We start from the raw sequence: 12,451 nt of genomic DNA on the forward strand, positions 1-12,451 counted from the left end.
TTACAAAATCAGTTACCCCTAAATTCAGAAGTGAGGCTGCAATATGAGTGACCAAATCCGCGTAGGGTTAGTGGGCTACGGCTATGCCAGTAAAACGTTTCACGCGCCGCTCATCAGCGGCACGCCGGGGATGACGCTGGCGGCGGTCTCCAGCAGCGACGCCGCAAAAGTGCGCGCCGACTGGCCGGCGGTGAGCGTGGTATCAGACCCTCAGGCGCTGTTTAACGATCCCGGCATTGACCTGATCGTTATTCCGACGCCGAACGATACCCATTTCCCGTTGGCTAAAGCCGCGCTGGAAGCCGGAAAGAACGTGGTGGTCGATAAACCGTTTACCGTGACGCTGTCACAGGCTCGCGAGCTGGAGAGCCTGGCTAAGCAGCAGGGGAAGCTGTTGTCTGTGTTCCATAACCGTCGCTGGGACAGCGATTTCCTCACCGTTAATGCATTGATCAATGAAGGTAAATTGGGCGACGTTACCTATTTTGAATCTCATTTTGACCGCTATCGCCCGCAGGTGCGCGCCCGATGGCGCGAGCTGGCCGGGCCGGGGAGCGGAATCTGGTACGATTTAGGACCTCATTTACTGGATCAGGCCGTCAACCTGTTCGGCCTGCCGCAAAGCCTGTATGTCGATCTTGGCCAGCTGCGCCCGGGTGCACAGGCTACAGATTACTTCCATGCGGTGTTGACCTATCCGCAGCGCCGGGTGGTGCTTCACGGCACGCTGCTTGCCGCGGCGGAAACGGCGCGCTATATCGTCCACGGTACGCAGGGCAGCTATGTGAAATTTGGCCTCGACCCACAGGAAGATCGCCTGAAAAACGGCGAACGCCTGCCGCAGACCGACTGGGGCTATGATATGCGTGACGGTGTTCTGACCACGGTGGAGGATGAAGAACGGGTGGAGGAAACCTGGTTGACGCTGCCGGGTAATTATCCCGCGTACTATGCCGCGATTCGAGATGCGCTGAACGGTATGGGCGACAACCCGGTGCCGGCAGGCCAGGCGATTCAGATTATGGAGCTGATTGAGCTCGGCATCGAATCTGCGAAACATCGCGCCGCGCTGACGCTGGTGTAAAGCGGCTGGAAAATCCCGGCAGCGAATGCCGCCGGGAAGATGATTAACCGCGCTGTACGCGGCCGATCAGCGCCTGCTTTTCCGCCGCCGAGAGGAACGCCATCTCCAGGCCGTTAATCTGCGCCTGGCGAATCTGCGCCGGGGTTAAGCCCGCGGCCGGTGCGGCAACGCGGTATTCATGCTGAATATCGATGCCCTGTACCGCCGGGTCGTCCGTGTTCAGACTTGCCAGCACGCCGTGCTCGAGGAACGTTTTCAGTGGGTGCTGCGCCAGCGAGGCGACGGTACTGGTCTGAATATTGGAGGTCAGGCAGGATTCAATGCCAATGCGTTTGTCAGCCAGGAAGTCCATTAACGCGCGGTCCTCAACGGCTTTCACGCCGTGACCAATACGTTCGGCCCCAAGCTCGCGAATGGCCTGCCAGATACTTTCCGGGCCCGCCGCTTCGCCGGCATGGACGGTAATGTGCCAGCCGGCATCACGTGCGCGTTTGAAGTGTTCGAGGAACAGAGAGCCGGGGAAGCCGAGCTCATCGCCGGCCAGATCGAGCGCGGTGATGCCATCACGATGCGCGAGCAGGGCGTTCAGCTCCTCTTCGCAGGCCGCTTCGCCAAAGGTACGGCTCATGATGCCAATCAGCCGCGCCTCAACGTTAAATGCCTTACACCCTTCTTTTACCCCGGCAATCACCGCTTCGACCACGCCGTCAACCGGCAACTGGTGGTTCATGGCCATATAACGCGGAGAAAAACGCAGCTCAACATAGTGCAGGCCGTTGCGCGCAGCATCTTCGACGTTCTCATAAGCAACGCGACGACAGGCCTCCAGGGACGCCAGCACTTTAACCCCCCAATCAAGTTTGCTGAGGAAGCTGACCAGATCGGGTTCATTGCTAGTGACCTGGACGTGCGGCAGCAGCGTTTCCAGCGTAGAGGCAGGCAGCGACAGATTAAACTGGCGGCCGAGATCGAGGATGGTTTGGGCGCGAATATTACCGTCAAGGTGGCGGTGAACGTCAGTTAAAGGCAGGTTGGTATCGATCATGGCAGCACTCTTATTTTAGTTAAAGTGCAAATCATTATACCATAGGGCTATAACCGATTGAAAGTATCGAAAAAAGCTAATGTAACAGGGCATTAGCGGAATGATGCGGGCATTTGCCGCAGTTTATCGTTCAGCCTGATGAATCGAACGCCAATGCCCGGATGCTTTTATCTGGTGATCAGTTTCGCCACATTCGGCCGGTTGCGGTATTTATCTTCCCATGGCATCCCATAGCCCACCAGCAGATCGTCATTTTCCATTTCATAGGCATAGTATAATTTTGCCGGAATGTTGACGCGCCCCGGTTTGACAAACAGGACGGCCACGGCGACGGAGGCCGGCTGGAAATTATCCTGGAGTAACTCGACGAGGCGCTTCATGGTCCCTCCGGATTCAATGGCATCATCAATGAGAATGACGTGCCGGTTCGCAATCTCAATGTTCTGGCGATAGACAATCGTCGAACTATTGTGGCGTTCGCCGGGAGTATGCGGGCAGGAGATATAATCCATATTTATGTCGAAACTGAGCTGCCGGGTCAGATCCGCCGTATAGAGGATCCCGCCGGGCACCACGGTAATGACTACAGCATCGGTATAATCCTGGTTGAGCCGTGCCGCGACGTCGCGTACACCTGCGGCAATTGTCGCTTCGTCGAGAATAATGTCGCCAATAGTATGAGTGTTCATCATGACTTCCATTTTAGCTTGTTGAGATACGGTAATCGGGCTGAATTAACCCAGCTTAATCACTTCGTCGTTTATAATTCCGGCGATTAAATCTCTGGCATCACGGGACGACGGCAGGCCGTGATGCTGCCCGCCGTGGTATTGCGTCAGCCAGTAAATCAACATGCCCAGCGTCAGGCGAATGGCGCGTTTGGGGAGGTAGACCACGGCGGCAACGACAGCGGTTAAACACGCAGTGATTGCGGATTGAATCGCTATCTTTTCCGCGGCGGCCTGCGCTAACAACGCGGCATACACGGTTTTCAGCTCACCTTTGCGCGATTCGTCGTAATAGCGGATAAACAGGTCTTCAGCCTGGGCGATCTTCTGTTTGCTAAACCACAAACTGGTTTGACGTTCCAGAAGCGTAACCGTGTGGTTGAGGCTCTGCGGTAGTCCTCGTAAAAACCGATCGTTACTGATATCCAGGTTTGATTGCATAGTGACAACCTTATCGCCAGTGACAGGACGTTGACAGCAGCATCAGGAATGCACGATTATGCTTCTTGTTGCTCGTTATAATGAATTAAGGAGTTGTTTTGCTCGATTATGCAGCTTTTCCGGATCAACGGCAAGCCCTGATTCGCCAGATTCTGGCGGAGAAAGGCAGGGTGGTTTGCGTGGAGCTTGCCGCGCAGTTAGGCGTGTCAGAACACACTATTCGCCGTGATTTACATGGACTTAGCAAAGAAGGCATCTGTAAGAAGGTCTATGGCGGAGCCGTGGCGACGCTGCCTGAGGCGGGAAATTACGTCGAGCGGAAAACCACCAAAGCGGACACAAAGAGCATAATCGCGCAAAAATGTGCGCAACTCGTCAAACCCAACGGCTGCGTCTTTATTGACGCCGGGACAACCAATCTGGCGATGGCTGAAGCGCTGCCGACAACCGTCGCGCTGACGGTCGTCACCAACTCGCCGGAAATCGCCACCGCGCTGCTTAAGAAACCGCTGTGTGAAGTGATTATGCTGGGCGGCGGCGTGCAGCGCGCGTCCGGCGGCTGCGTGGGCGCTCCGGCGCTGGCACAGCTAAAGGGCATCCTGTTCGAACAGGGCTTTATCGGCGGCTGCGCCATGGCGCCCGAGTCGGGCCTGACCGGGTTTGACTACGCGGATTGTGAATTTAAAAAAGCGGTTATTCAGCAGTGCAGCGAGATTATCGTTGGCTTAACCTCCAACAAAATTCCTGCCGTCGCGCGCTATATCGTCGCCGAAAGTCACCAGATTGATATTCTGGTGGTCGAGGAGAGCGTGAGTAAACAATATGCCGACGCTTTCCGGGAATATGATATTCAAATCCACGCTGTTTAGCGTGATATGGCGATTTGTAGCGGCGCGATTTGCGCCGTTTACTGGCAAAGTCGATTAGTCGCTGTCAGGAATGTGTAACAAAGGATACCTTTCCAGCCATCGCTTCTCCGCCACCCGCTGCAAGAAGATCGCGCGTTTTTCACTCTCAAAGCGCGGCGTCGGGCGTAGCCGCAGTTCAAACAGATCCTCAAGCCCATAGGGCGCTATCGTCTCAATACGATGGTTGTCCGTCAGCCTTACGGCCACCGCCGTTGCGGTTTCGGGCCAGAAACGTAGCGCATCCTCCGTTGAGCGATAGGGGGCGTCGCCGTTGCGCTGGTGCATTCGCGCCTGATTTTTTACCGACCAGTTAAAGGCGGGGCTAAGTCGCTTCAGGGCTGCCTCAAGCGCGCGATCCTGCGCTTCAGAGCGCTGCTTATCATCAAACCAGACCACATCCACGTCCGCCGGCACGGGAGACCGTAGGTGTTTATGCCGATATGCCCAAACGGCGTCGCGCACAAATCCAGCGCCAATCCAGCCGTCGGGCAGTTGAAGATGACGAAGGGCGAGAAGCGCCTCCATCCTCAGGGCGTCGTTCAGAAGCAGGGTCTGCAGCGTTGGCGAATAGTTCATGGGCTGGCGTTTTCTCAATTCAGTGCGGGTTCCATATTACGCGGAAAGGCGAAAGGAGAAAGCAGACTTTTCGCCGCACATCAGCAGCGATATCACCGGCTTAGTAGGTCAACGTCACCACCACCGTGTCGGTATAAACCCCCGCCGAAGGCCATTGCTGCGCCGGCACCTTGCCATAAACCACCACCTGCTGTGGCTGCCCGTCGCTGGCGTACTCTTTTTGCGGGCTACCCGGTGCCCAGGTCACCGTGTGGGCGGCATTCTGATAAAGGTCGTAGCGAAGGCATTCTCCGTTGTTGCAGAGCCGACGCTGGCTACCGTCCGGGTGTAAACCATCGCCGATGCTTAACGCGTAGCGGGTGCCGGTAGGGCACTGGATAGCGATGCTGGCCGTCGCATCGGCCTGAAGCTGACTGCCCTCAACCGGGCTTTTATTGCCGAAGGCCAGATCGTCGACGTTGACGATCTCGCAGCCGTTTTTAACCGTGGCGGTGGCGCTAATTTGATCGGTCACGGTGGTGCCGGAAAGCCCGCTGCATGAAGGCAGCGACTGCATGGAGGTCGCCGACGCATAGCTTATCTGCACGCTGGTGGCGTAATCATAATAATCGCCGGCGCTGACGTTGGTCTGCCCGGGGTTGATTTTGCCAATCAGCGGGATATCGTGTTCGACATTGCCTTGCCCCGCAGCCAGTTCCAGATCAATCTGCGCGTAGACGTCGCCGTTCTGGCTCAGCGGATGATGCACATCGTAAAGGGAATATAGCGAAAAATAGAGCGGCATCGTCGACGGCGCGTTCTGGCTCATGGGGATCGGGTCGTTGGCCATCAGTTTCAGGCAGGCGCGGACAAATTCGCTATGGCCGTCGTAGTTATTGCAGGTAAATGGCAGTTTGGTGCTGGTGGCGCTGCTTTGCCCCGGCGTAACGGTGCCAAAGTTTAACCCGGCCGGGCTGCCGTTCCAGCAGTTAGCCGCCCTGGCGTCTGGGCTCAGGGTTAACATCAGCGTGAATAATAGGGCCGCCAGGCCGAAAAGGCGATTTATTGACATCGTACGTCGAACGTCTCCAGTGAATGCGTTGAGGTAAATTTCTGCGGCAGCGCTACGCGGCAGGACGATGATGCCCACTGCACGTCGAGCCAGCCGCCTGCAGGAGGATCTTCAAGATAGATTTTGCCGTCATAGCCGCTGATGGTGCGCTGCGTTCCCTGCGTCGGCGCTTCGCCGCGGCGAGTTTCAACCCTGACCTGGGCCGAAAACGGCACGTTTTTACCCGCGGCCGTTTTCACCGTCAGCAGCACCGCCCGCGTTTGATAAATGCTGAACCGGGCAAGCGCGCCGCGGCCGGTTTGCGGGATCACGACCTCTTCGGTGTAGGGTGCGCGATAATCCTCTGCCAGCCCGAGCGCATCAATATCAATCCGGTTTTCCTGATAGGGGTTGAGGTTATTGAGGAACAATTTGCCGTGGTTATCGGTATGGCCTACCGGGCGATGTTCGAGATATACCGGCACGTCCGGCACATTCGCCGTGTCGACGATAGCAAAGGCGCTGCCCAGCATGCGCGTGGCGTAGAGATCTCCGGAAAACAGGCCTAGCGCGCCGGAAAGTGAGCCGTACAGGGCGTTATCACGGGTCTGCCGATTCATGCCGAGCGCCATGTCGCTCCAGTTGGTACGCTGTTGCAGGCTGGCGTGCAGATCGCTGTTTTTACCGTTCTGCGCCGACAGATTCCAGCCCCAGCCCGGTTTGTTCGAATCCAGCGAGCGCGACAGGCCGACCTGAGCGGCGTTGTCGTCGCGATCGTGGCTGTTTTGCAACGACAGATAATCCTTGCGGTTATGCAACGGCATACTGAAATTCAGGTACACCGTGGTATTACGTTCATCGCCCAGCGCTTCGGTAATGCTGGAGGAGAGATTTACCTGATGAGGCAGGCTTTTCGACCACGACAGTCCGATATACTGCGACGAAGAATCGCCGTCATTTTGCCGCACCCAGCTCACGCCGAGGGTACCGGGGGCATCGAAGGTGACGCTGGCAAAGGCGGAATCTTCACGGATGATGAGGCTGTTATCGGCAATCGACGAAATATCGCGAAAGCCGCTGTCCGCCTGTGAGTGGTTGAAGGACAGATTGAGCCGACGGTTGTTCCACTGCCAGCCCGCACCCCATTGATGCCCACCGTCCTGGCGATACTGACCGCTCGCCACGTTGGCGTGAATAATGCCCAGCTCAGGTGCCAGCAGATAATCCCAGCCCATCCCCTGATTATGCAGTGCAGCGCTTTGTTCCGTGTGGGCTTCCAGCGTGGCCCTATTACTCAGCCCGTAGCGCCAGTCGCCGACCCCAACCAGCTGGCTGTCGTAGCGAAATGAGCGTTCCGTATAATCTTTTCTCACCCAACCCGCGCTAACGCCCCAGGTGGTCAGCCCCGCCGAAAGCAGCTGCGTGGCGCCGTACAGGTCAAGATTAACCACCCGCTGCTGGCCGTTGATATCGGTAATCACCACCTGCGCCCCCTCGTTGCCGGTAAAAATGGGGGCCGTATTGAGGGTAAACTGACCGGGTTCGACCTTTTGCGAAGAGGTCTTGATGCCGCGCACGTACAGATCGACGGTTGACGGCAGCGTGACGCTGTCGGTCAGAATATCCTGCGACGAGGTGCTGAAGTTGGGCTGCGTGGCGTAGTTGTGGGCCAGACTCACCCCGCCAAAGCGAACGCTGTGGGTCCAGCTTTGCGTCGAGGTAAAGCTGTCGCCGAGCGTCACGGAAAACAGTTTGTCGACGTTCTGATAGTTCCAGCTGCTCATCAGTCGCCGGGTACCGTTTTTGGCGTCGTCCGGCCCGCTGGAGTCCTGAGTGTTCATCGACGTTGAGAAAAAGCCCGGGCCAAGACCAAAGGTGCGAAATTCGCTGGAGAGCGCGGCATCCTGTTCGCCGTTTTCATGGCCGGTAAACACGTTGTAGTTCAGGGCCAGGCCGCGCACCTGCGGCGATAGTTGGGCAGAATGAATCAGGTGTGAACCGTTATCGTTGGTCAACAGACTGTCGCGGCCAAGCCAGCGCTGGCTGGCGACGATATTGACGCTCTGGTTCAGGGGATCGAACGTCACGTTCAGTCCATCCTGGGGGCTGAAATCGACGTAGCCTTGCGCCTCGGGCAGCGACGCGGTTTTGATATCCAGCTTGCGGGCATCGCTGGCGGCAATCATTAGCTTATTATCAATTTTTTTGGCCTTCACAAAACCCTTAATGGGCTGGCCGTTAATGACGGCGGTCAGATAGAGCGTCTCAGCAGTCGCGGCGTGTGCGTGAAAACAGACCAGAAACCAGAAGGGTAGCGTTTTAAGGCGTAAGGCTGAAGGTCTGTTTTTGCTCATTATCATTCAAATTAAGTGACAAGGATGACGCACTGCTGATTCCGTTGGGTAAAGGCCATTCCTTTTCACTGTGGGGTAAAACGTACCCCAGTAATCCTTGATTCATCGCCTGATGATGGCTGCCGGAGAGCAGGGTGATATTGCCGAGCTTAATATGCTGCGCGCCGTTATTGCGCACCTTGAGCATCACCGGACGAGCCGAGCGGTCGAGGCTAAAGACCAGGTTTTGCGCGGAAGGCGACTGCGCGTTGCAGTTAACGAACACCGGAATGGAGTAACGCAGTAAAAAGCGCACGCCATCTTTGGGGGCCATATTACTGGCGCCGGGCAGTTCATCGACCACCAGGCGGTAGGCCTGTTCCTCGCTGCCTGCAGGCGGCGTGGGAACCATCACGCGAATCAACTGCTGATGGCCAGCGGGAATGTGGGTCATCGGCGGGCTGACCAGCAGATCTTCGGTCTCGCTGAGCACTTCCTGGTTATTGTGCTGATGCCAGGCATAAGCGCGGATCTGCGCGCCAATCGCCGCGCTGCCGGTATTTTTAACGTAAACGGCCTGCGCGGTTTCCCCCGCGCAGAAACCGATGTTGACCGGATAAACCTGTAGGGTAGCCGCCGCTGAAGGCAGGGCCAACAGAGCGCTAGCGGCAGCGATCGCCGCGCCAATCAGTCGCTGTTTCATCGGTTTCACCCTTCGGTTGTGGTTAGTAGGCGACGGTCAGGGTGACGGAGTCGGAATAGCTGCCAGCCGGGGCCTGAGCAAGGGCATCGGCGGTGACGCGGCCGTAAATCGGGATCAGCTGAACGCTACCGGTGCCTGTGCTGCCTACCGGCGTTTTAGAAAGGTCGGTACCGGTGGGATCGCCGTAAATGGTGTAATCCACTTTATCGCCGTTTCCGTCCATCATTTCGTAGTCATGGTCAGCGGCGCTGCTGAGCTGGTATTCCGTGCCATGGGTACAGACCACGCTGGCCTGGCTAATTGCCGTTGCCTGGCCGCTATCGCTGGCACGTGAACCAAAATCCATATCACCGACGCTAATCTGGCAGGATTTTTCGACGGTCAGGGAGACGTGCATATCGGCGCTAGCCGTTTCCGTGGTATCGGCCAATGTGGCAGATGAAAATAAAATGCTAATCGCAGTCAACGTTAAGGCAGTGGCTTTACGGTTAATCACTTTAAGACTCTCTAAAAAAATTTATTAATATTTCTTACTTGAAACTACGGGGGGCGGAGCATAGTGATTAGGAATTATCTGAGATTGCGTAATTGTGCTATGTCTAAGAAGTGTGAATGGCAGGATCTGATATTAACAGTTGAGAACTAATGCATTAACGCAGCGCAACGCCGGGCGACGTTGCGCTGTGAGAACTAGCGTAGGGTCCGTATGGCGGCGGTCAGACGCTCGACGCCTTGTTCCAGCTTCACGCGCGGGCAGCCCGCGTTCAGACGGATAAATCCGTTGCCTTCCTCGCCGTAGGTATAGCCGGGCATAATCGCTACTTTCTGCTGTTTGATCAGCACCTCCTGCAGCTGGCGGTCGTCAATCTGTAGTGGACGTAAATCAATCCACGCCAGATAGGTGGCCTGAGGCATTTGCCATTGCAGCTCCGGGAAGGCGGCGTTCAGGGTTTGCTGAATATAGCGCATATTGCCCTGCAAATAGTCGCGCAGCGCGTCCAGCCAGGGTTCGCCTTGCTGATAGGCGGCAATATGGGCGACCAGCGCCGGTACCGACGGGGAAGAGAGCCCGTCGCGGCTTTTAAGCGCGTTGAGGTAATCGTTGCGCGCGCCTTCGTCATCAATCAACCCATATGCGCCGGTAAAGGCGGGAATATTGAAACTTTTAGAGCCCGAAGTGAACAGCGCCCACGGCCCTTGCGCCACGTCGCACCACGGAATGTGCTGATGCTCGCCCCAGGTCATGTCCATATGGATCTCATCGCTAATCACCCGTACATCATGCTTCGCACACAGGGCGGCCATGGTCTGTAGCTCTTCGCGCGTCCACACTTTACCGGTCGGGTTCTGTGGGCTGCACAGTAACAGCACGCGGTTATGCGGCTGAGCCAGCGCGGCCTCCAGCTTCGTCATATCACAGAACCATTCACCGTCCTGTTTCTCCAGCGCAACGCCGACGACCTGACGCTGGTTGCCTTCAATCGTTTTAAAGAACGCGTCATAGGCCGGAGTGTGAACCACGATACCGTCGCCGGGGTTGGACCATTGGCGGATCATCTCGGCAACCATGTAGATAACCGACGGCCCGTAAACGATGCTCTCGGTGTTGATGGCGCTGTGGAAGCGATGGGCGTACCAGTGGGCGATGGCGGGAAGAAACTGGTCGTTCTTCCAGCGGCTGTAGCCAAATACGCCGTGGGATAAACGCGTGCTCAGGGCATCAAGAATGCAGGGTGCGGTGGCGAAGTCCATATCCGAAATGGTAAACGGCAGCAGATCGGCGTCGCCGAAACGGTCGGCAACATAATCCCACTGCGTGCACCAGGTACCATGCCGGTCAATCACCGTTGAGAAATCAAACATGTGAGGATCCTAACGAAGAGAAGAGGTGAGATAGTTTGCCCCCGTTACGAACGGGGGCAAAATGGTTTACGCCTGTACGGTATTCATCAGTACCGACATTTCATCCTTAACCGACTGTACCTGCGGGCCAATCACCACCTGCAGGTTGTGCTGATTGAGTTTAACGACGCCAATGGCACGGTTAGCCTTCAGCGTGTCGACATCCACTTTATCCATATCGCTGACCGACAGACGCAGGCGCGTGATGCAGTTGTCGAGTGAAACGATGTTCTCTGCGCCGCCCAGTGCCGCCAGGATTGCCGGCACGTTGTAGCCAGATTTACCGGTCACACCGCTTGTGGCCTGCTCCGCGGCCGGCGCGGTGTCGATATCGCGACCCGGGGTTTTGATGTTAAAGCGCACGATAGCGAAGCGGAAAATCGCGTAGTACACGGCAAACCAGACCGCCGCAACCACCGGTACCAGATACCACTTGGTAGACAGACCGTGCAGGATACCGAACACCACGAAGTCGATGATATTGCCGTCGGTGTTGCCGATGGTGACGCCCAGAATCGCCATCATGGTGAAGCCCAGACCGGTCAGCAGCGCGTGAATGACGTACAGCACCGGCGCCACGAACAGGAACAGGAATTCCAGCGGTTCGGTGGTGCCGCCGACCACGCAGGCGATAACGCCGGAAATCAGCAGCCCTTTAATTTTATGACGGTTCTCTGGACGCGCACAGTGGTACATCGCCAGCGCGGCGCCCGGCATGCCGCCGAGGAAGGCCGGCATTTTGCCCTGTGACAGGAAGCGCGTCGCGCTTTCGGAGAAGCCGTGCGTCGTCGGGCAGCTCAGCTGCGCCTGGAAAATAGTCAGCGCGCCGCTGACGCTGTGACCGCAGACGTCCATGGTGCCGCCCGCTTCGGTAAAGCGAATCAGCGCCACCAGAATATGGTGCAGACCGAACGGCAGCAGCAGGCGTTCGCCGGTACCAAAAATCATCGGGCCAAAGTCGCCGGCGCTGTTGATCACGTGACCCAGCGCGTTGATGCCCATGGCGAAAATCGGCCACACCAGCGGAATTGCCAGACCGACCAGGCCCAGTACGACGGTGGTGATAATCGGCACGAAGCGGGTGCCGCCGAAGAAGGCCAGCGCGTCCGGCAGACGGATGGTGTGGAAGCGTTCATGCAGCATCCACACGATGATCCCGCAGATGACCGCGCCGAGGATCCCGGTGTCGATAGATTGAATGCCGATAATATTCTGAATGTTATTGGCTTTCAGAATCGCCGCGTCGGTGGTGGGCAGAATGCCTTTCGCCGTCAGCCAGAAGTTAACGGCCAGGTTCATGACCGCGTAGCCGACGAAACCGGCGAAGGCGGCAACGCCTTTATTATCGCGGGCCAGCCCCAGTGGGATGGCGATACAGAACATCACCGGCAGGAAGCTAAAGGCGAACGAACCGACTTTACTCATCCAGATAAAGAGCGCCTGCAGGAACGGCGTATCGAGCCAGGGCAGCAGCGTAATGACGTCATGGCTGCTTAATGAGCTGCCGATGCCGAGCATAATCCCACAGAAGGAGAGCAGCGCAACCGGCAGCATAAAGGTTTTGCCAAGCTGCTGGAAGAACTCCCAGAGGGTGACTTTGGGTGCGGTTTTTGCCGTCATGAAACGACTCCTTATCCTGAAAAAAGGGTTTCTTTGAATCACGGGACAGGAAGATAAAACGTTTTACCATTTTTTAGTGAG

Annotated in this window: 12 protein-coding genes; 2 read left to right on the forward strand and 10 right to left on the reverse strand. The window is 56.8% G+C overall.

The window, feature by feature from the left end; genetic code table 11:
• The first annotated feature begins 43 nt into the window (after positions 1-43).
• Positions 44-1,084, forward strand: coding sequence for an oxidoreductase (locus ACK5JN_RS08725; RefSeq protein ID WP_416869797.1), 1,041 nt, complete (start codon positions 44-46; stop codon positions 1,082-1,084).
• Positions 1,085-1,127: 43 nt separating this feature from the next.
• Here the strand turns inward: ACK5JN_RS08725 and add are convergent, their stop codons facing one another.
• The 3 genes from add to ACK5JN_RS08740 form a co-directional block, all read right to left on the reverse strand.
• Positions 1,128-2,129, reverse strand: coding sequence for an adenosine deaminase (gene add / locus ACK5JN_RS08730; protein WP_416869798.1), 1,002 nt, complete (start codon positions 2,127-2,129; stop codon positions 1,128-1,130).
• A gap of 167 nt (positions 2,130-2,296) precedes the next feature.
• The gene (locus ACK5JN_RS08735) at positions 2,297-2,821 is read right to left on the reverse strand and encodes a phosphoribosyltransferase (RefSeq protein ID WP_416869799.1); all 525 of its coding nucleotides are present in this window, start codon (positions 2,819-2,821) and stop codon (positions 2,297-2,299) included.
• 42 nt (positions 2,822-2,863) lie between these two features.
• Positions 2,864-3,298 (reverse strand): hypothetical protein, encoded by a 435-nt coding sequence (locus ACK5JN_RS08740; protein ID WP_416869800.1) that lies wholly within the window; start codon positions 3,296-3,298, stop codon positions 2,864-2,866.
• A gap of 98 nt (positions 3,299-3,396) precedes the next feature.
• Between ACK5JN_RS08740 and ACK5JN_RS08745 the strand changes: the two genes are divergently transcribed.
• Positions 3,397-4,167, forward strand: a complete 771-nt coding sequence (locus tag ACK5JN_RS08745; protein WP_416869801.1) for a DeoR/GlpR family DNA-binding transcription regulator — start codon at positions 3,397-3,399, stop codon at positions 4,165-4,167.
• 54 nt (positions 4,168-4,221) lie between these two features.
• On the opposite strand, the gene ACK5JN_RS08750 is transcribed toward ACK5JN_RS08745, so the two are convergent.
• The 7 genes from ACK5JN_RS08750 to malX form a co-directional block, all read right to left on the reverse strand.
• Positions 4,222-4,782, reverse strand: coding sequence for a nucleotidyltransferase family protein (locus ACK5JN_RS08750; protein ID WP_416869802.1), 561 nt, complete (start codon positions 4,780-4,782; stop codon positions 4,222-4,224).
• Positions 4,783-4,882: 100 nt separating this feature from the next.
• A complete protein-coding gene (locus ACK5JN_RS08755; protein WP_416869803.1) occupies positions 4,883-5,833 on the reverse strand; it encodes a spore coat protein U domain-containing protein in 951 nt (316 codons plus the stop codon).
• The gene (locus ACK5JN_RS08760) at positions 5,824-8,166 is read right to left on the reverse strand and encodes a fimbria/pilus outer membrane usher protein (RefSeq protein ID WP_416869804.1); all 2,343 of its coding nucleotides are present in this window, start codon (positions 8,164-8,166) and stop codon (positions 5,824-5,826) included. Before ACK5JN_RS08760 ends, ACK5JN_RS08755 begins: the two co-directional genes overlap by 10 nt.
• Complete coding sequence (locus tag ACK5JN_RS08765) at positions 8,132-8,848, reverse strand: molecular chaperone (protein ID WP_416869805.1); 717 nt, start codon at positions 8,846-8,848, stop codon at positions 8,132-8,134. The genes ACK5JN_RS08760 and ACK5JN_RS08765 overlap by 35 nt, the downstream gene beginning before the upstream one ends.
• 22 nt (positions 8,849-8,870) lie before the next feature.
• Complete coding sequence (locus ACK5JN_RS08770; protein ID WP_416869806.1) at positions 8,871-9,278, reverse strand: spore coat U domain-containing protein; 408 nt, start codon at positions 9,276-9,278, stop codon at positions 8,871-8,873.
• A 260-nt stretch (positions 9,279-9,538) separates the two neighbouring features.
• A complete protein-coding gene (locus tag ACK5JN_RS08775; RefSeq protein WP_416869807.1) occupies positions 9,539-10,711 on the reverse strand; it encodes a MalY/PatB family protein in 1,173 nt (390 codons plus the stop codon).
• A gap of 66 nt (positions 10,712-10,777) precedes the next feature.
• Entirely contained in the window at positions 10,778-12,370 is a 1,593-nt protein-coding gene (gene malX, locus ACK5JN_RS08780) for a maltose/glucose-specific PTS transporter subunit IIBC (protein ID WP_416869808.1), read from the reverse strand.
• Between the last annotated feature and the right edge of the window lie 81 nt (positions 12,371-12,451).

It is taken from the genome of Kluyvera sp. (genome assembly GCF_047971185.1).
In the GTDB taxonomy this organism is placed as follows: Bacteria; Pseudomonadota; Gammaproteobacteria; order Enterobacterales; family Enterobacteriaceae; genus Kluyvera.

Excerpts from the sequence above, each read along its gene's own strand:
- ACK5JN_RS08725 (WP_416869797.1), top strand. The coding sequence starts at position 44 with ATGAGTGACCAAATCCGCGTAGGGTTAGTGGGCTACGGCTATGCCAGT.
- add (WP_416869798.1), bottom strand. The coding sequence starts at position 2,129 with ATGATCGATACCAACCTGCCTTTAACTGACGTTCACCGCCACCTTGAC.
- ACK5JN_RS08735 (WP_416869799.1), bottom strand. The coding sequence starts at position 2,821 with ATGATGAACACTCATACTATTGGCGACATTATTCTCGACGAAGCGACA.
- ACK5JN_RS08740 (WP_416869800.1), bottom strand. The coding sequence starts at position 3,298 with ATGCAATCAAACCTGGATATCAGTAACGATCGGTTTTTACGAGGACTA.
- ACK5JN_RS08750 (WP_416869802.1), bottom strand. The coding sequence starts at position 4,782 with ATGAACTATTCGCCAACGCTGCAGACCCTGCTTCTGAACGACGCCCTG.
- ACK5JN_RS08755 (WP_416869803.1), bottom strand. The coding sequence starts at position 5,833 with ATGTCAATAAATCGCCTTTTCGGCCTGGCGGCCCTATTATTCACGCTG.
- ACK5JN_RS08760 (WP_416869804.1), bottom strand. The coding sequence starts at position 8,166 with ATGAGCAAAAACAGACCTTCAGCCTTACGCCTTAAAACGCTACCCTTC.
- ACK5JN_RS08765 (WP_416869805.1), bottom strand. The coding sequence starts at position 8,848 with ATGAAACAGCGACTGATTGGCGCGGCGATCGCTGCCGCTAGCGCTCTG.
- ACK5JN_RS08775 (WP_416869807.1), bottom strand. The coding sequence starts at position 10,711 with ATGTTTGATTTCTCAACGGTGATTGACCGGCATGGTACCTGGTGCACG.
- malX (WP_416869808.1), bottom strand. The coding sequence starts at position 12,370 with ATGACGGCAAAAACCGCACCCAAAGTCACCCTCTGGGAGTTCTTCCAG.